Source organism: Pedobacter sp. A2324, assembly GCF_059693705.1.
On sequence record NZ_JCASSK010000002.1, the window covers coordinates 77,125 to 95,574 of the forward strand.

Here is an 18,450-nt window from a genome sequence, read left to right on the forward strand (position 1 = left end):
GATTTTAAATTTTGATTTTCGACTCATTTTTTCTATTTTAGAGGCTATTTTTGAGCTAAATTTTTCGACTCCTGCACATTGTTTTGTTCAGCATTATTTCATAAATTTGCAGCCCGCATTTCCAATGCGGTTAAAAGCGTATCATGATAAATAAAAACAACAGGAACAGTCGGGATGACAAGTCCAAATCGGGCAACCGGAGAACAGAAGGCAGAAGTAATTCAGCCGGATCTGATAAAGACAGTAAATTCAAAAGATCATCCGATTCAAAAGAAGGCTTCAAACCCAGAAGCGCAGACGGTAAGGATTTCAAATCGAAATCATTCGGCGACAAAAAAGATTTCAAACCAAGAAGTGGCGGACGTGATTTTAAATCGAAAGATACAGAACCACAAAGTTTCAAATTCGGAGACCGTGAATTTAAATCTAAAGATGCTGGTGCAAAATCAGAAGATCGTGGTTATAAACCGAGAGAAGGCGGATCAAGAGACTATAAAGGAAAAACCGGCGATCGTGATTTCAAACCGAGAGAAGGTGGAGCAAGAGACTTTAAACCCAGAACAGGAGACAGAGATTTTAAATCGAGAGAAGGTGGAGCAAGAGACTACAAACCAAGAACAGGAGAGCGTGATTTCAAGTCTAAGGATGGAGATTCGAAAGATTTTAGACCGAGAACTGGGGAACGTACTTTTAAATCAAAAGATGGTGGATCAAGAGATTTCAAACCTAGAGAAGGTGGATATAAAGATTATAAATCCAGAGGTGGAAAATCTGATGACTTCAAGCCTAGTGCCGGAAGCTCAAGAGATGTAAAACCAAGAGAACCAAGGGAAGGTGACACCCGTCCTTTCAGAAAACGTGAGGATGTTGCCCCAAGAGATACAGAATTTAACAGGCCTGAGAGAACGGTTATTGCCCCTGCCCGTAAAACTAATGAAGATAAAGGCTTAATACGCCTAAACAGATATATTTCCAATGCCGGAATTTGCTCTCGCCGTAAGGCTGATGAATTAATCGCCGCTGGTGTAGTTACCGTTAACGGTGAGGCTGTTACTGAGCTTGGGCACAAGGTTGACCCTGCAAAGGACCTGGTTCGCTATAATGGCGAGTTATTAAAACGTGAGAAAAAAGTTTACGTACTGTTAAACAAACCAAAAGATTATATCACCACTACTGACGATCCTCAGGAACGCCGTACAGTGATGCAATTGGTGGATAAAGCCAGTCGCGAACGTATTTATCCGGTTGGTCGTTTAGACCGCAATACAACCGGCTTATTGTTGATGACAAATGACGGTGACCTGGCAGATAAATTATCTCATCCTAAGAACGGCATTACCAAAATTTACAATGTTGAGCTAGATAAGGCTTTATCACAAGGCGATTTAAACAAGATTGCTTTCGGATTAGAACTTGAGGATGGCTTGATTAAACCAGATAACATATCTTATGTTGCGGGTGGAACCAAAAAAGAAATTGGTATTCAGATACACAGTGGTAAAAACAGAATTGTTCGCCGTATTTTCGAACATTTAGGCTATAGTGTAGAGAAGTTAGACCGTGTAGTTTACGGAAATTTAACTAAAAAAGATCTGCCTCGTGGCAGGTGGCGTTACCTTGAAGATCATGAACTGATTCAGATCAAACACCTGATAAAATAAAATACAAAGGCAATCGAGAGATTGCCTTTTTTGATTTAAATACCACTGGAAAATACGTTTAAACTCTATCCCGCACTATCGTATCGCTATTAAAAACATTTGCGTAATTGGCTTTATAAAGATTATTTAACCAATGGCTGAACATTTTTTTTTCTCATATTTGTTGAACACAAGGATTAATTATGAAAAGGTACTTTGGAATATTTTTAATGTCGCTTTTATCGACAGCCGCTTTCTCTCAGCAAAACACATACAACCTTATTGTTGGAACTTATACTGCCCCCGGAAAGAGCGAGGGCATCTATACCTATAGTTTTGATATTACTGCCGGAACAACGACTCTTAAAAACGTAACCCGGGGTACAGCAAACCCGAGCTACCTTGCTATTTCACCAGATAGAAAATTTGCTTATGCAGTAAACGAAACCGGCAATACAAGTAGCGTAAGTGCTTTCAAATATGACGCAAAGACTGGTAATTTGACTTTACTGAATAAGGTAGATAGCCATGGTGCTGATCCGTGTTTTATCGCTGTGGATGCTCAGAATGTAATTGTAGCAAACTATTCGGGCGGGAGTCTGGGTGTGTTCTCCCGTCAGGCTGACGGATCAATATCGGAGGCAGTTCAGGTAATTAAACACACGGGAAAAAGTATAGATCCGCGAGGCAGACAAGAAAGTGCTCACGTGCATATGACTAAATTTACCCCTGACCATAAATATTTAGTGGTTAATGACCTTGGCGAAGACCAAACGTATATCTACCAATATAATCCGACAGGAAAAGAAGAAACATTAAGTCAGAAATCAGTTATCAAAGCCACTCCAGGTACCGGACCAAGACACATCACTTTTAGTCCGAATGGTAAATTTGCTTACCTGGCCCACGAGTTCAACGGAATGATTTCTGTATTTACCTATGCCAATGGCAGTCTTGCCAAAATTCAGGAAATAGGGACGACTACGAAAAACTTTAATGGAAAAGTTGACGCAGCTGATATACATGTTTCGGCTGACGGTAAATTTGTTTACGAAACCAACCGTGGTGATGCCAATACAATTTCAGCGTTCAAAGTAATAACCGGAGGCAGACTTAAGCATATTGAAACGGTAAGTACTTTAGGTAAAGGACCGAGAAACTTCTCAATTGATCCTTCAGGCAAATTTCTATTGGTTGGCCACCAGTATACCAATAACGTTGTGATATTTAACAGAAATCAAAATACCGGAAAACTTACTGACAGCGGAAACAGAATTGATGTGGGCGCTCCTGTTTGCCTGGTGTTCGATAAATAACCAAAAAAAAGACCCGCATTTTGCGAGTCTTTTTTAGATTATATATTACTAAGCTGTTTCAGCAACTTTAGCTACATTACGGTAAGGGTAAGAGTTGCAAATGTGACGGCGTGCGAAACGACCTGGTGAATCTGCATTAACCAGTTTGATATAGATTGCTCTTGGCACATCAAAATACTCATATGCACTACCATCGAAAAACTGAATGTTTAATACCGATTGTTTATATTCAAAATCAAGAATATTTGAATTGGTAATGGTTTGTGTGTAAATCTCTAAATTTTGCTCACATGTTTCAGGCGCAATGCTCACCAGGAAGTGATAAGCTTCGATAATCTCTTTGCTCTTTGCCTCTGCCTCAAGTCTTTCCTCCTCTACGTGAAACTTATCAGGGTGGTATTCTTTCATTAGGGTTCTATAAACCGACTTAAGGTCTGCAAGCTTAGCGGTTTTATCTACACTCAAAAGCCTTCTATAATCTACTATTTTCTTCATTTGCGGCAAAGATACGATTTATAATGATTTGATTTTGAGAAAGTTTTAAACTTGCAAGTATTTCTTTCAAAGCCTTTAAGGAGCCAATATACTGCATTGAAATCTGTTAATGCAAAAAGGTCACCCAACATGGGCGACCATGATTTATAGAACGAGCATGCAAACTATTTTGGCAAACCGTTCTCGGGTTTCAGTTCTTCAAGAATTGGACTACCTAATCCATATAAGGTTTTTTGAAGCACATCATTTTTCTGTTCGAATATTACAATATCATTTTTACCTGTTTTAAGCCAGCAACCCGGCAGGTATAGTGTTTGCTGAGGCCCCACGCTCCAGTAACGGCCTATATTAATCCCATTAACAAATACAATTCCTTTTCCAAAGCCACGCATATCCAGAAAGGTATCGCCTGTTTTGGTCAGATTAAAAGTACCTCCATACAGTGTTGGCCGACCAGCTGTGGCAGTATTCTTCGCGCCGGTTAGATCTGGCACAACATCCATAGGCAGTTTGTACATATCCCAGTTACCTGTAATGGTTTGTCCGTTAATGATAACAGGCGAAATAATTCCCTTTGTACTATTGGTAATTTTGGCGCCGTAATTAATCCGTCCCATATTCTCCACCATAATATCAAGTGTTGCATTAAAAGGTATATCAATCTCGCAGTCGTATTTTTTGTAATAGCTGTTTAATTCAGCCACTTTAGTACCATTTACATATACAATTGCGTAATCGCGCAAGCCTACAAATTCCAATTTCCCACTAATGGGCTGGTTAAATTTTTTACTATATAAAACGTACCCGTGTCCCTGGTTTAATTCTTCAAAGGTTAAAGGCTTATCATCATTTACGGGCGCTATTTTATTTCTGATATCATCTAAATCTACAAACTGGTTTAATGTGATATTATTAATCTCGATCACTGGGTTCTTTGCAGGCACAGGCGGCGTGTTTGTAGTTTTAAGCATCGATCGCAAAGTATCATATTTTTTAGTGGCCCACCCAGCCTCACTGATAGGCGCATCATAATCATAACTAGTTAAATCTGGCTGTATATCATGCTTATTATCATAGTTAGCTCCTGAGGTAAAACCGAAATTTGTACCGCCATGTACCATATAGTAGTTAAAGGAAATATTACCATCCAGGTATTTTTTCGTTTGTTTGGCGACATTTTTATAGGAAACTTTAGGGAACGGCTCTGCCCAGTGATCTAACCAGCCCGGATAAAACTCTGCTACCATGTAAGGGCCTTTCCCACCGTTAAACTTATTAACGGTTTCTTTTAATTTAACAACGTCGTCTTCGCCATTGGCAGTGGGCAAAGCGCCTGGCAATGCTCCTCCTTCAAATAACCAGCTCCCATCAGATGTAAAAAACGGCACATTAAATCCAACATCCTTGAGTTGTTGGAACACTGCAGCACTGTATCTTTTGTGATCTTCGATACTGATGTCTTTACGCTGCGCTACGTATGAACCAAATTCATTTTCTCCCTGAACCATAATAATTGGGCCACCATTGGAAACCAGTAAATTCTTAACCTGAGCATACAGCGCAGTGAAATAAGCCTTTGTCGCCGCAAGATATTGGGGATTATTGCCACGAATGACCATTCCGGGAACTTTAGCCAAAAACCATGGATAGCCACCAAACTCCCATTCGGCGCAAACATAGGGCCCGGGGCGAAGAATTACATACAACCCTTCTTCCTGAGCAATTTTAATATATTCGGCAACATCTTTATTCCCTGATTTAAAATCCCAGACACCTGGAGCCGTTTCGTGGTAGTTCCAGAAAACATAAGTAGCTACAGCATTTAAGCCCATTGCTTTCATCATTTTGAATCGATGACGCCAATAAGGCTTTGGGATCCGGGCGTAGTGCATTTCCCCGCTGTGAATCTGGATTGCTTTACCATCAAGTAAAAAATTACCATCGGCAATAGCGAATGTGTGTTTAGCAGTTTGGGTTTGGGCACCAGCATTTGATGCCATCGCACAGATTAAAAGCAGCGCAAAAAGTTTGATTTTCATTTTAGTTCATTTTTTTTCTAAGGTTCGGCATCACAAGAAAGATCTTGAAAAATAATAGGGATATTTATTTAAAAAAATGTAGCAACTTGATTTTTTAATCAAAATAATGTTGCTTCCATCCTTTTCAGGGGAAAAAATCTGCTAGAAAGACAAACGTTTGATCACGCTCAAATTTGCTGAAACAAAGATTTTCTGTTGCTCAAGGTATACTTAAGCGTTTAAATATAAACCAATAAGCAACAGAAATGCAAATTTTAGTATTTGACTTGCATCGAATTTTCGATAACCTGTTTGTAGAAATCAATATAAAACGGAAGGATTTTTTTGAGATCAAAATCCTGTGCCCTTGTAAAAGCATTCTCTTTGAATTGCTGTAAAGTAGCATCGTTCTGTAAAATAGCTATCGCGTTTGCAGCCATCGCATCTACATCGCCTACATTACTCATGTAGCCACAGAAACCATCAACATTTAATTCTGGTAAACCGCCTGCATTTGTTGTTATGGCCGGAACCTTACAAGCCATTGCTTCTAATGCTGCCAAGCCAAAGCTTTCAGACTCTGATGGCATCAGGAACAAATCGGAAACAGAAAGAATTTCCTCAACCGCATCTTGCTTACCCAGAAACCTTACACTATCGCAAATGTTCAGACTTCTGCAAAGTTGTTCATCGTAAGCACGCTCAGGTCCATCGCCAACCATCAATAGCTTAGACGGAATAACAGCTTGTACTTTTTCAAAAATCCTGATCACATCAGCCGTTCGTTTAACCTTTCTAAAATTTGAAGTGTGAATCAGGATCCGTTCATTGTTTGGGGCAATTGCCTTTTTAAAATGATCTTTAGCCTGGAGGCTAAAGCGGCTGAAATCAATAAAATTAGGAATTACTTTGATTTCCTTGGTGATTTCAAAGTGGTTGTAAGTATCTTCCCTTAAGTCATCAGAAACGGTTGTAACGCCATCACTTTGATTAATGGAGAAAGTTACCACTGGTTTATAGGTTGGATCTTTACCTACCAAAGTGATATCAGTTCCGTGTAAAGTAGTTACAACGGGAATATGAATGCCATAACTGGCTAAAATCTGTTTCGCCATAAAGGCTGCCGAGGCGTGTGGAATCGCATAATGCACATGCAGCACATCAAGCTGTTCAAACCTTACCACATCAACCAGTTTACTGGCTAGCGCAGATTCGTAAGGGGCGTAATCAAATAATGGATAATCACGTACTGAAACTTCATGATAAAACAGGTTTGCCGAGAAGAAATCGAGCCTCGCAGGCTGGCTGTAGGTAATAAAGTGAACTTGATGTCCTTCGTTTGCAAGTGCTTTTCCAAGCTCTGTTGCAACTACTCCACTACCGCCAAAAGTGGGGTAGCAAACAATTCCTATTTTCATTTAATAATGCGTTGTTGTTAATGCAAATGTAGCCGATTTTAATGTATAATATGTGTCGGTGGATTGCAATAAAAAGAGGCGAAAGAATTCTGTAAAAGAGACCGTGAAGATAAACAATCGAATAAAATTCCGGATTGTAAATCAGTTAACTACTTTAAATTACGCATCTCTTCCTTAATCACAAGAAAAAGCTCATTTGGCCGCTGTGTTCCGATGAAATATTCAAGGCCATCGCGATCAGTAAGCACAACGGCATCTTTACCCGAAGAATAAAAACGGATAGTGCCTTTAGTATGGAGATTGTATACTGGATTATTAAAAAAATATCGGCTATAGGTGGCCTTTTTGACATCAATGATACTGTTTAGATCTATTTTAACCCGCTTGGTTGTCCACAACCCATCAAGGATCATACTACCATTATCCACTATAATTTTATATTGAATCAGAAACAAAAGCAGCATGGAAACGCCGATGATACCGAAACCAACAACGAGGAAAAGGTCTTGAGTATTATCGCGGTCGCGCTCATACACGTATGCGGCAAAACAGAATGCAGCCATAATCAAGCGGATGAAAATGCGGACATAATCACGGCCGATGTATTGTTTTTCGATATAGGCGTACCTGCTTTCCACTTAAATAATTTTGAGTTCGAATATAACAACTTTTTTGGTTGCTTGAGACAATTTATATCTATTATCCTGGCGCATACCCGCAATCCAGATGATATCACCATTACCATTTACCAGAATCGGGCAAGTGCGCTTGATGTGTACAGGCACTTTCTCATCAATGAAATAATCGCTTAATTTTTTAAAGTTTCGCATCCCCAGGGGAATAAACCTGTCCCCGTTTTGCCAGTTTCTAACCACTAATGGAAAAATAAGTTGTTGAGCATCTACAAATGCCTTGTCAACATTTACCTCATACTTAATTTCCTGTGCGTGTGCCAATGAAATTCTTTGCCTTCCGAAGATGATTTCGGATGTTGTAGGATGGAAAATCTGATTGGGTAAATTACCTTTCATTTTTTCTACAACTACAAGATCACCCCGGTTAATCATTAACTGATGAGTAAGGCTAAAAAAATGTATACCGCTTGGCGAGTCCAGATTATTCAACACATCATCAATTACTCCGGAGGTAAACCCAAAAGGCTTGAGCAATTCAAAGATTAATAATTTCCGGGGAAATAATTGTTGTACCTCCGCTATGGAAAGATAAACCCCGTCTGTTTTTTTTCGTAATAATGTTTCGCTTAATACTTCGACCTGCCTTTTCAGGAGTAACTCAATTTCGGCAAAACGGGCAATGTTTTCTGCAAACGTTTTTTCAAGATTTGGATTGATCTCTTTCAAATGCGGAATAACCTGTAAACGCAGTTTATTTCTGGTATAACTGGTACTTAGGTTCGAGCTGTCTTCAACAAAATCAAGGTGATTTTCATCAACCAGATGATTAATCTGCTCACGGTTCAAAAACAACAGCGGACGAATCAGTCTGTCTCTTTTTGGCATAATGCCATGCAGACCACTAATGCCAGTTCCTCTGGTGAGGTTGATTAACACCGTTTCGACAGCGTCGTTCTGATGTTGGGCTAAAGCAATATACTCGTAACCATACTCTTGTCTGATTTCCTCAAACCAGGGGTAGCGCAAATCGCGTGCGGCCATTTGAGTGGAAACTTTATTTTCCGCAGCATATTTTTTGGTATCAAAACGCGTTATATGAAACGGAAGACGATGGGTATCGGCTAGTAATTTCACAAAACTTTCGTCGCGCTGTGCTTCATCTCCCCGTAAATTGAAATTACAATGCGCTATACCAATATCAACGCCCACGGCCATGAATAAATGAACCATTAATACCGAGTCCTTACCTCCGCTAACGGCCAACAGAACTTTGTTATCCCTATCGAACAGCTGATGCTGTGCTATAAAATCCTGAAATTGCTGTACGGGTAACATTCATCAAAAATATTTAATTTTAACTGGTATTCCGAACGTTCGGAACAAAAAACTAACTTTGTAAGGTGCATAAACTATTTGTCTTTTTCGTATTGCTAACCAGTCCAATCTTTTTATTCGGCCAGCAAACAGCTTCAAAAATCGAGATTGTTTCATATTCGAAAATTTATGGCGATATAAAAAATAATTTGACGCGCCTTAAAAATCCTGTTTTTAAACAGGATAATGCTACCCTTACTTGCGATAGTGCGGTATATTATAACAAGAGAAACTATTTTGAGGCTTATCAGAATGTTCATATTAACCAGCTTACCACAGATATTTACTCTGATCAGCTGGAATATGATGGTAACAAAAAACAGGCGCACTTAACGGGTAATGTTAGAATGATTGATCCGACGTCAGTTTTAACCACCAATATTTTAGATTATAATACATTGAGCAAAATAGGCACCTATACAACTGGGGGCAAAATTGTAAACAAAGAGGTTACGCTTACGAGTAAGAACGGCTATTATTTTAGCACAAGTAATGATTCCTATTTCAGGTATGATGTTGTAGTCGTTACGCCCCAGGTAACCATTAAATCCGATACAATGCGTTATAATACGCAAACCAAGTGGACATATTTTTATGGGCCAACTAACATCAAAGGAAAAGATGATAACCTTTACACCGAAAATGGCGCCTATAATACGGCAACAGAAGATGCTTATTTCGGCAAGAAGAACTTATATACCCAAGGTACCCGATCACTGAAAGGCGATAGTTTGTATTACTATGGTAAAGTTGGATATGGCCGGGCAGTTAAAAATATTGTTTTTTCTGATACCAAGGATAAAATGAAAATGTTTGGTGATTTAGGTTACTATTACAAAGCAGATCAACGAACACTGGTAACCAAAAATGCTTATCTTGGCATTGGAACCGAAGATTCGGTTACCGTAAAAAACAAAAAGCAACCTGATAGTTTATGGATGGGTGCTGATACACTGGAGACACAAATGGTTTTGCAAAAGTCTTTGAAACTCATCCCTAAAATCTCCATCAAAGCCGATAATCAGATTGGAGATGATGACGAGGATGCAGGCGGAGAGAAGGAGAAAAAAATCACCGCAGCAGAACTCAAACAGATGACTTCTCCGAAGGAAGAAAACAATAAGCGTGGTGGAAAAAATAAAAACGCCAAAAACAAGCCAAAGGATGACAAAGATGGTATTACGCCTCCGGATTTACCCAAGGATAAAAACGAGATTAAAGTTAAGGTAGATTCTGCGGCAAATAGGCTAACCGGCTTAATTCCTGACAGCTTAAAGAACAGTAATATATTAAAAGACAAAGCCGACTCTATAGTTAAGAATCTTCCGAAATTGAACGTTGATAGTCTACAAAAAAAATCCGGCAGTCTGGTGGTTGATGTGGTAAAGAAAGCGCTGAAAGTAAATTTAGATAGCGTAAGTAAGGGGCTGGATAAGGTGATATCCAAAACAGATAAAGGTAAGTTACAGGTTACCCCGAAGATCCCGGTAAAAAAACCCGACACTGCAGTTTTAACTCCCGCAGATACGCTTCAGGCGCGGGTTATAAAGGCTTACCATGGGGTAAAGGTTTTCAAAACCAACATTCAGGCAAAAACAGATAGTTTGTTTTACACCAGCGCTGATTCTACATTACGGTTGTACAATAACCCCATTATCTGGTCGGAAGGTTCGCAGCAAATTGGCGATACCATTTATGTACAATTCAAAAACAAAAAATTAAACAATTTACAGGCCATTAGAAATGCCTTCCTAGTTAATACCCCTAAAGATTCCCTCCGCTTCAATCAAATCAAAGGCAGGCTGATGACAGGCTTTTTTAAAGACGGACAATTCAAGAACTTATATGTTGACGGTAATGCAGAAAGTATTTATTATACTCAGGATGACAGTACTAAGGTTTATAAAGAGATGAACCAGACGGTAAGCAGTCGGATTAAGTTTATCTTCAAAGATAATGAAAACGACATCGAGGATATTGTTTACATCAAAAGTATCGAAGGTGCATTAAATCCGGAAGTGAAGGTGGCAAAAGACCTCACCTTAAAAGGCTTTTCATGGAAACCCAGTGAACGACCAAAGTCTAAAAAGGATGCAGTCGGATCGGCAGGCAAAGCTAAAGTAAAGTCCAAAATACAGAATGGCAAAGCACCGGTAAAACCAAAAGCAATCGTTTCGGCAAAACCTGTACTACTGCTTAACAAAACAAAAGTTCCAGCTGTGGCCGATAGTACTCAACTGAGTAGGAAGCCGCTATTAAGCAAACCTGCAGATACGACAAAGGCACCTCTAAAGTCCCGTTCACTTACAACAGATTCCATCCCGGCTAAAAAGGCAGGCGCCTTGCAGAAATAACCTGGTCAGCCCCGTAAGGTAGAACATAATGCTCGAGTATATTTCAAAAACCCTCTTACTGGTGGGTTTAAGGGTATTTATGCAGAAAAAAGGGGGTTTAAATGGGTTTCAATTGGGTTTTGCTTGCATATACCCAAACAAGGTGCAAGGAATGTGCAAGCAAAGTGCAAGGAAAACCCAAGTGAGTTATCCGCGACGGTACTACCAATCTGCCCGGAAACTACTGGATATACAGGTATGGAGTTTCTCTTATTTTAAAAAACTCAAATTAATCAATTAAAAGCAAGTGAGTGAATATTCCTTACTGTGATTAGCGGGAACTAGTGTTTAAAAAATCGATCATCTTTTTCAATGCGATGGCCCGGTGGCTGATTTGATTTTTTTCGGCCATACTCATTTCTGCGAAAGTAATGGCATAACCCTCAGGCTGGAAAACAGGATCATATCCAAAACCTGCAGAACCAGACAATTCAGTTCTGATTGTTCCTTCAACCGTTCCCTCAAAGAAATGGTTAACACCATCCTGAACCAGTGAGATTACCGTCTTGAATCTGGCTTTCCGGTTAGACTGGTTTTTAAGTTTTTCGAGTACAAGATTTATATTCTCCAGACTATCCCTGCTACCGCTGTAGCGAGCAGAGTAAACTCCTGGTTCATTATTTAAAGCTTCTACCTCCAAACCACTGTCATCCGCGAAACAATCGAGATTGAAATGTGCTACCACATACTGGCTTTTTAATGAGGCATTCCCTTCGAAGGTATCAGCAGTTTCAGGAATATCGTCGGTACATCCAATATCCTGCAGGTTTAAGACTTCGTATTGCCCTTCAAGAGCCTGTCGAATCTCCTGTGTTTTATGTTTATTATTCGTTGCGAAAACTAGTTTTTTCATGAAGTTGTATGAGTTTTATCTGCGTATCCGAGGATAACTTATGCAGCACGCCGGTAAACCTGTCAGCTTATGCTTGAATATCTGTTTTATCTGATTTTCTGAAGATTTCCCCAAAGCAGTTTTTTCGCAGAGATGTCGCTATCAAGTTGATGCAGGTTTGGGGCAAAAATGATTTTGGTACTAGCATGATGAATAATTTCATTCTGCCAGGTCAGGTCTAATTTTAGGTGGCTGATTTCCACCCCGAATGATAGCATGATTACCGGTTTGAAAAACTGCTGCAAAGCATCGAAATCGGACCCAATATAGTTTGCATAATTTACCAAAGCGAAATCAGCTGTAGCAAGATCTACTGCTTTAACAATTTTCCGCAATAATTCGCGCCCTTCAGGCGTACTTACATCGTTGTCTTTATCATTAACCAGAATCAGCACTGATTTCTTATTTCCTCCAAGGAACTTGAATTCAACAGACGCTGTTGGTTCAGCGACAATAGGTATTGATTCTGCTTCTGAAGTGTATTTTTTTAACTTTTCTTCAGGTATAGCAGGAGGAATCTGAGCCGTTAAGGGAGTAGAAAGCGATGGATCAGGCTTTTTATGTTCGACAATTGTATCAGGCAAAACGGCCTCAGTAATAGCAGAATGGGGGATTTTGACCGTTTTATCCTCCACTACAAAAACCTCATCTGTAAAAAATAAGCGTAAAGCGTTTGCATTGTTGGTAAGCTGGTTTTCCATTCGTATTTTTGCCCGATAATATTTTCTGTTAAAATTAGTTAAATATCTTATAATAGCACCGCTAATTGTTACTTTTATCCATTAAAATTTATAGACTGCTCTGCGTGAGGAAATCTTTTTGCTTATTTATTTTCAGTTTTGTTTCAGGCATTTCATTTGCCCAGAATGTTGCTGTAATAAATGGTAAACCGGTTAGTGCTAAAGAATTTATGTGGGCTTACAAAAAGAGTCATAACGGAAGTCTTAGCACTGATTTAAATCAATTGCAAGCCTACTTAAACCTCTATATAAATTTTAAGCTAAAGGTTTTGGATGCCAGGGAGATGGGTCTTGATAAGAGCAGTACCTATCAGGAAGAAGTTAAAACTTATGAGGAAGCGCTTGCCTCCCATAAGAAAATTTCTTCTAACAGTAAGGACCACGATTTGCTGGTAAATGAGTACAGAGAAGGCGTATTGATGTTTAATGCATCAGAGCAAAAGATCTGGAATAAGGCACAGGAAAGCGAGCAGGCAATTGAAGATTTTTATAAAAGAAACAAACAGTATTATAATAAACCTTTGAGTGAGGTGAGAGGTGAAGTAATCAATGATTATCAGCAAAGCCTTGAGGAAAACTGGGTTAAAGGACTTAAACAAAAATATCAGGTAAAAATTAACGAAAACGAGTTAAAGAAACTAGCCCGATTATAATATCAGCTTAGAGTATAAAATTTGAATAACATATAATTAGAATGAAGAAAGTTTTTTTAGTAGCAACCGCTTTAATCTGCTTATTTTTAAGCAGCTACGCTCAGACAAAAAAGCATAATATCGATAAAGTTGCTGCTGTGGTGGGAAATAACATTATCCTGCTTTCAGATTTAAACCAACAGTATACCCAATATCTTTATCAGGGAAATCCTGCCAATGAAGATGTTAAGTGTAAAATTTTACAGAATACACTCACTCAAAAATTGCTTAAGCAACAGGCTGAAATTGATTCCGTGATGGTTGAGGATAATCAGGTAGATGATGAGGTAAACAAACGTATGCGTTATAGCATGCAACGTGCGGGTGGACAAGAGCGCTTAGAGCAGTTCTTAAATAAATCAGTATTGCAATACAAAGATGAAATCAGGCCATCGGTTAAAGATGAGTTGATTGCACAAAAAATGCAACAAAAAATTACTGAAAATATCAACGTAACCCCAATGGAGGTTGAAAAATATTTTAAATCGCTGGGTGATAGTATCCCTGAATTTAATACTGAAGTTGAAATTGGAGAAGTAATTCTAAAACCGCAGTTGAGCCGTGATGAAAAACAAAGATTTCGCGATAAGATTGAAGCACTCCGTTTGCGTGTAAAAAGCGGTGAAGATATGGGGGTGTTAGCAAAAACATACTCAGAAGATCCCGGATCTGCAGCCGATGGTGGTGATTATGGTTTCATCGATAGAAATACCATGGTAAAAGAATTTACCGCATGGGCCTTTAAACTAAAAGCCGGAGAGATATCTCCTGTATTTGAAACTGAATACGGTTTTCACTTTTTACAGGTATTGGAACGCAGAGGAGAGCAGGTTCACGTTAGACATATTTTGATTATGCCTAAAACTACTCCAGAAAGTTTAACCCGCCTGCAAAAACATGCTGACAGTATTTACAACAATATTGTAGCCAAAAAATACAGCTTCGCAGCGGCAGCAAACCTTTTTTCTGATAATAAAGAAACCAAGTACAATGGCGGAATGATGCTGAATGCTGAAGATGTACAATCAAGAAGTACTTTTATCCCGGTTGATAAACTGGATCCCTCTGTATTCCTTGTAATAGATACGATGAAAATTGGTGGCATATCCAAGCCAAACTTATATACAGGTGCCGACGGGAAAGAAGGTTACCGAATTCTTTACCTGAAATCGAAGATACCCCCACACAAAGCCAATATGGCGCAGGATTTTCCAAAAATCAGAGATGCTGCACAACAAGACAAAATTAGTCGTACCTTAAGCGAGTGGTTTGAAAAACGTCGTGAAAGCACTTATATTAAAATTGACGACGAGTTCGATACCTGCAATGAATTAAAAATCTGGACGAAGAATAAAGAAGCAAAATAAAATTAATGCAGTATAAAAACGAAGTAGAAGCTGTTGATGCGCTTCATCAATCTTTCAACAAAATAAAAGCCGAAATCGGCAAAGTTGTAATAGGTCAGGATGACATCATAAAATCTGTTTTAATCGCCATTTTCAGCAACGGACATTGTTTGCTGGTTGGTGTACCCGGATTAGCAAAAACCCTACTCGTTCAAACTGTAGCTTCTGTACTGGATCTTGATTTTAACAGAATTCAGTTCACCCCCGACTTAATGCCAAGTGATATTATTGGCGCAGAAATACTTGGAGAAGACAGGCATTTTAAATTCATTAAAGGTCCTGTCTTTTCTAATATCATCCTTGCTGATGAGATCAACCGGACACCCCCTAAAACTCAGGCGGCGCTTTTAGAAGCAATGCAGGAAAAAGCAGTTACTGCTGCTGGCCAAACCCATACTTTACCGAAGCCATTTTTTGTTCTGGCTACACAAAATCCGATTGAGCAGGAAGGAACCTATCCTTTGCCTGAAGCACAACTGGATCGTTTTATGTTCAACATTCAATTAAACTATCCTGCTTTTGCAGATGAATTGAATATTGTTCGCAACACAACCAGCAACAGAACAGTTCAGCTTGAAAAAATTATTCATGCTGATGAAATCCAGTTTTTCCAGAAATTGATACGAGATATTCCGGTAACAGATAATGTATTGGAATATGCCGTAAAGCTGGTGGCGAAAACACGTCCAAATAGTGAATACGCTACTGAGGCAATCAACAAATACATCAGCTGGGGTGCAGGTCCAAGGGCTTCGCAATTCCTTGTGCTCGGTGCTAAATGCCATGCTGCTGTGACGGGGAAATATGCTCCGGACATTGAAGATGTACAAGCTGTTGCAGAAGCTATTTTACGTCACCGTATTGTTCGCAACTACAGGGCCGAGGCGGAAGGGTTATCGATTGAGAAAATTATACAAAATTTATTGTAAACAGAGCCATAAGGGGGTTAGTGATGCTATCATTTTTTAACTTACAAGGCAACATATATCCTGATACAAATGGGCAATTAATCTTTTTATTTTAATTTTGTTGTTATCTTTACCACTCAATTACAAAGCAAAAATTAAAAATATTCGATATGTCAGCTCACGATTCACACGCACCGGCTCAGGAAACAAAAGGCATTTGGGCTTTACCATTAACAGCCTGGATTATTGTATTGCTTCTTCTTGTAGCTTTCACACGACCAATATTTCATCACGAAGAAAGTGCTGCAGGTGGTCATGAGAAAACAGAGGCAAGCCACTCAGAGCACGCTGAGCCGCACCACTAGGCAAGTTATAATTAGTAGGTATAAAAGAAAAGCGCTGAACCATTTCAGCGCTTTTCTTTTATCTGTTCAGTTGCCCCATAATGTTGGGATAGTCTGTTATAATGCCATCAACGCCAAGGTTCATAAAGTACTTCACTTCTTTAACGGTATTCACCGTCCATGGAATAATTTTAATTCCCATGTCATGGCAGCGGTCCACAAGGCCCTTGCCTACCAGAAGAGAATAAGGACTGTAAATGGTTGGCTTAAACCCTAATTTCTCAATATAATCTTCAAAAGGTTCTTTCTCATCAATAAGCAACGAAGTTTGAACTTTAGGATATTTTTCATGTAAATACTGCAGCGTACGCATATCAAACGATTCGATGATCACACGCTTGGCAAGCTTTTTTTCATTCACAATATCCATAACCAGATCAATAAATTCTGCCGGTTCGGGCTGAAATTCATGATCACCATTTTTGATGGTTTTGGTTTCGATGCTATAAACCGGTTTTTTTAGTTTATGCTCTTTTACATATGCTTCAACTGCATCAATGGTTTCTGAAAGTAAAGGTTTATAAGCCTTGAACTTCATCTGACCAGGAAAACGGCTATGTACCTTACTTCCTACATCAAACTTTTTAATCTCTTCATAATTCATTTTATAAATATTGAAGCTCTTTTGATCTTTTAGTGTGATCGGTTTACCATTGGGTTGTAGTGAGATTTCGTTATTGAAATATGGCTCTTGTGACAATACAACCATTTTATCTTTAGAAATAACAGCATCCATCTCAAGTGTTGTCACCCCCAGATCGAGTGCTTTAAGCATTCCTTCTATCGTATTCTCTGGCATGATCCCCCTCGCACCTGCTTTTCCCTGAATATCAAATTTTTGTTTTTGTGCAGAGGCCGCAATAAACAACATGGCAAAGGCCGGAACTAAAAGTAATTTTTTATACATAAACTTGAAGAAAATTGGTTGGTCTAAAATATCTTCATTTATAGCAAAAACAGTGCTCGTTTTTGGTTAATTGAAAAATAATTTCCGGGCATTGCATAGGCCCGCGCTATCAGGGGATGATCAATTCAAATTGTTGTACCACATTATCCTATAACCAGGAACACAAACACCCCGCACAAAAAAAGGGCTCCTTTTACAAGTAAGCCCTTTTTCAATTCACATTGGTTGTATTTATCTTTCGGCAGGTACAAATGCCTGAACAATTAAGTTCCAGCTCGAATCTGCCGCTTTTTCGTATACAAAAACATAATTAAAGCTTTCTCGTAAATCGGCTTTATAGTCTACAGTTGCTACACCATAAGTATAAGCTAAATCACTTCCTATTGCCTTATCAACACCTGTAGTTTTAAGATTGATTTTACTGATCATGCCATTATAAAATGAAACGATTTTCCCTTTTCCTTCTATAGCTTCATTCCCAGGGAAAAGTAAACGGGCATTATCAGTTAAGAAACCGCCAAAAGCCGCGATACCGTGGGTTTTTAGTAATGTATTTAAAGTTTTTTCAGTCGTTAGAATAATTTCTCTTCCAGCTTTGATTTCCCTTTCGTTCATGAACTTTGGTGCAACATGATCTTTTGGTTCAACAAACTGTGGGGTTACTTTGGCTAAAGGCTTGTTGCTTGTTGTTCCTAAATCAACTGCCAGCTTCCATTTACCGTTTTCAGATTTCCATATTGTTAAATACTGTCCGTATTTTTTTTCTGAACTGCCCAATTCATATGGCCCGGTTGTAAATCCAAGATCTCCACTACGTGAAACCTTCGCCAGGTTTGGTGTCCAGCTTACTTCATTATCACCTTTTTCCTGCCCGGAATAGAACGTTTTAGCATTAACCGGATTAGGTCTGAATACCAGTGTGTTCGCAGAGGAATATTCAATATAAGATTCCTTATCTCCGTTTTTTGCAATCGATTTGGCAAATTCTTTCTCAGCATTAACCAGGGATTTGGTGGTACCATCGTTTTTTTGTGCAAAAGCAGTGAGCGCTATCAAAGAGGCGATTGCTGTAGAAAATAAGTGTTTCATTATAAATTGTAGATAATATGTTTGGCGAATATAAAATTTTATTAAATGTATAGTCCTAAAAGTAATTAACAATTACACATTTAACGTGTAATGTAAATTATTTCCAGAACAGTTATGCCCACA

The 18,450-nt window shown here is 38.9% G+C and carries 16 protein-coding genes; 7 read left to right on the plus strand and 9 right to left on the minus strand.

The window, feature by feature from the left end; translation table 11 throughout:
- The first annotated feature begins 143 nt into the window (after positions 1–143).
- Both AC570I_RS05395 and AC570I_RS05400 read left to right on the plus strand, forming a co-directional pair.
- A complete protein-coding gene (locus AC570I_RS05395; protein WP_497404684.1) occupies positions 144–1,661 on the plus strand; it encodes a pseudouridine synthase in 1,518 nt (505 codons plus the stop codon).
- Positions 1,662–1,843: 182 nt separating this feature from the next.
- Positions 1,844–2,956 (plus strand): lactonase family protein, encoded by a 1,113-nt coding sequence (locus AC570I_RS05400; RefSeq protein WP_497404685.1) that lies wholly within the window; start codon positions 1,844–1,846, stop codon positions 2,954–2,956.
- A 48-nt stretch (positions 2,957–3,004) separates the two neighbouring features.
- Here the strand turns inward: AC570I_RS05400 and AC570I_RS05405 are convergent, their stop codons facing one another.
- The 5 genes from AC570I_RS05405 to tilS form a co-directional block, all read right to left on the minus strand.
- Positions 3,005–3,451 (minus strand): KTSC domain-containing protein, encoded by a 447-nt coding sequence (locus tag AC570I_RS05405; RefSeq protein ID WP_497404686.1) that lies wholly within the window; start codon positions 3,449–3,451, stop codon positions 3,005–3,007.
- Between the two features lie 164 nt (positions 3,452–3,615).
- On the minus strand, positions 3,616–5,490 hold the full coding sequence (locus AC570I_RS05410; RefSeq protein WP_497404687.1) for a glycoside hydrolase family 35 protein: 1,875 nt from the start codon (positions 5,488–5,490) through the stop codon (positions 3,616–3,618).
- Between the two features lie 254 nt (positions 5,491–5,744).
- Complete coding sequence (bshA, locus tag AC570I_RS05415) at positions 5,745–6,887, minus strand: N-acetyl-alpha-D-glucosaminyl L-malate synthase BshA (RefSeq protein WP_497404688.1); 1,143 nt, start codon at positions 6,885–6,887, stop codon at positions 5,745–5,747.
- A gap of 149 nt (positions 6,888–7,036) precedes the next feature.
- The gene (locus AC570I_RS05420) at positions 7,037–7,525 is read right to left on the minus strand and encodes a hypothetical protein (protein ID WP_047800261.1); all 489 of its coding nucleotides are present in this window, start codon (positions 7,523–7,525) and stop codon (positions 7,037–7,039) included.
- Complete coding sequence (tilS, locus tag AC570I_RS05425; RefSeq protein ID WP_497404689.1) at positions 7,526–8,857, minus strand: tRNA lysidine(34) synthetase TilS; 1,332 nt, start codon at positions 8,855–8,857, stop codon at positions 7,526–7,528. It lies immediately after the preceding gene.
- Positions 8,858–8,922: 65 nt separating this feature from the next.
- On the opposite strand from tilS, the gene AC570I_RS05430 reads away from it, so the two are divergent.
- Positions 8,923–11,250, plus strand: a complete 2,328-nt coding sequence (locus AC570I_RS05430; RefSeq protein ID WP_497404690.1) for an OstA-like protein — start codon at positions 8,923–8,925, stop codon at positions 11,248–11,250.
- Between the two features lie 310 nt (positions 11,251–11,560).
- Here the strand turns inward: AC570I_RS05430 and AC570I_RS05435 are convergent, their stop codons facing one another.
- A complete protein-coding gene (locus AC570I_RS05435; RefSeq protein WP_497404691.1) occupies positions 11,561–12,142 on the minus strand; it encodes a non-canonical purine NTP diphosphatase in 582 nt (193 codons plus the stop codon).
- An 86-nt stretch (positions 12,143–12,228) separates the two neighbouring features.
- The gene (locus AC570I_RS05440) at positions 12,229–12,882 is read right to left on the minus strand and encodes a hypothetical protein (protein WP_497404692.1); all 654 of its coding nucleotides are present in this window, start codon (positions 12,880–12,882) and stop codon (positions 12,229–12,231) included.
- Between the two features lie 104 nt (positions 12,883–12,986).
- Here AC570I_RS05440 and AC570I_RS05445 point away from each other — a divergent pair, with 104 nt between their 5' ends.
- The 4 genes from AC570I_RS05445 (at position 12,987) to AC570I_RS05460 (ending at position 16,292) form a co-directional block, all read left to right on the plus strand.
- Positions 12,987–13,574, plus strand: a complete 588-nt coding sequence (locus AC570I_RS05445; protein ID WP_497404693.1) for a hypothetical protein — start codon at positions 12,987–12,989, stop codon at positions 13,572–13,574.
- A gap of 41 nt (positions 13,575–13,615) precedes the next feature.
- Positions 13,616–14,980, plus strand: coding sequence for a peptidylprolyl isomerase (locus tag AC570I_RS05450; RefSeq protein WP_497404694.1), 1,365 nt, complete (start codon positions 13,616–13,618; stop codon positions 14,978–14,980).
- A gap of 5 nt (positions 14,981–14,985) precedes the next feature.
- Complete coding sequence (locus AC570I_RS05455; RefSeq protein ID WP_497404695.1) at positions 14,986–15,948, plus strand: AAA family ATPase; 963 nt, start codon at positions 14,986–14,988, stop codon at positions 15,946–15,948.
- 149 nt (positions 15,949–16,097) lie between these two features.
- Positions 16,098–16,292, plus strand: a complete 195-nt coding sequence (locus AC570I_RS05460) for a hypothetical protein (RefSeq protein WP_047800254.1) — start codon at positions 16,098–16,100, stop codon at positions 16,290–16,292.
- 58 nt (positions 16,293–16,350) lie between these two features.
- Here AC570I_RS05460 and AC570I_RS05465 read toward each other — a convergent pair whose 3' ends face one another.
- Positions 16,351–17,238, minus strand: a complete 888-nt coding sequence (locus AC570I_RS05465) for a glycerophosphodiester phosphodiesterase family protein (protein WP_497404696.1) — start codon at positions 17,236–17,238, stop codon at positions 16,351–16,353.
- Between the two features lie 231 nt (positions 17,239–17,469).
- Positions 17,470–18,327: a DUF4440 domain-containing protein gene (locus tag AC570I_RS05470; RefSeq protein WP_497404697.1), complete on the minus strand. Its 858-nt coding sequence runs from the start codon at positions 18,325–18,327 to the stop codon at positions 17,470–17,472.
- Between the last annotated feature and the right edge of the window lie 123 nt (positions 18,328–18,450).

Bases quoted from the DNA above. Each gene is read 5' to 3' on its own strand.
- AC570I_RS05395 (WP_497404684.1), top strand. From the start codon at position 144: ATGATAAATAAAAACAACAGGAACAGTCGGGATGACAAGTCCAAATCG.
- AC570I_RS05400 (WP_497404685.1), top strand. From the start codon at position 1,844: ATGAAAAGGTACTTTGGAATATTTTTAATGTCGCTTTTATCGACAGCC.
- AC570I_RS05405 (WP_497404686.1), bottom strand. From the start codon at position 3,451: ATGAAGAAAATAGTAGATTATAGAAGGCTTTTGAGTGTAGATAAAACC.
- AC570I_RS05410 (WP_497404687.1), bottom strand. From the start codon at position 5,490: ATGAAAATCAAACTTTTTGCGCTGCTTTTAATCTGTGCGATGGCATCA.
- bshA (WP_497404688.1), bottom strand. From the start codon at position 6,887: ATGAAAATAGGAATTGTTTGCTACCCCACTTTTGGCGGTAGTGGAGTA.
- tilS (WP_497404689.1), bottom strand. From the start codon at position 8,857: ATGTTACCCGTACAGCAATTTCAGGATTTTATAGCACAGCATCAGCTG.
- AC570I_RS05435 (WP_497404691.1), bottom strand. From the start codon at position 12,142: ATGAAAAAACTAGTTTTCGCAACGAATAATAAACATAAAACACAGGAG.
- AC570I_RS05440 (WP_497404692.1), bottom strand. From the start codon at position 12,882: ATGGAAAACCAGCTTACCAACAATGCAAACGCTTTACGCTTATTTTTT.
- AC570I_RS05450 (WP_497404694.1), top strand. From the start codon at position 13,616: ATGAAGAAAGTTTTTTTAGTAGCAACCGCTTTAATCTGCTTATTTTTA.
- AC570I_RS05455 (WP_497404695.1), top strand. From the start codon at position 14,986: ATGCAGTATAAAAACGAAGTAGAAGCTGTTGATGCGCTTCATCAATCT.
- AC570I_RS05460 (WP_047800254.1), top strand. From the start codon at position 16,098: ATGTCAGCTCACGATTCACACGCACCGGCTCAGGAAACAAAAGGCATT.
- AC570I_RS05465 (WP_497404696.1), bottom strand. From the start codon at position 17,238: ATGTATAAAAAATTACTTTTAGTTCCGGCCTTTGCCATGTTGTTTATT.
- AC570I_RS05470 (WP_497404697.1), bottom strand. From the start codon at position 18,327: ATGAAACACTTATTTTCTACAGCAATCGCCTCTTTGATAGCGCTCACT.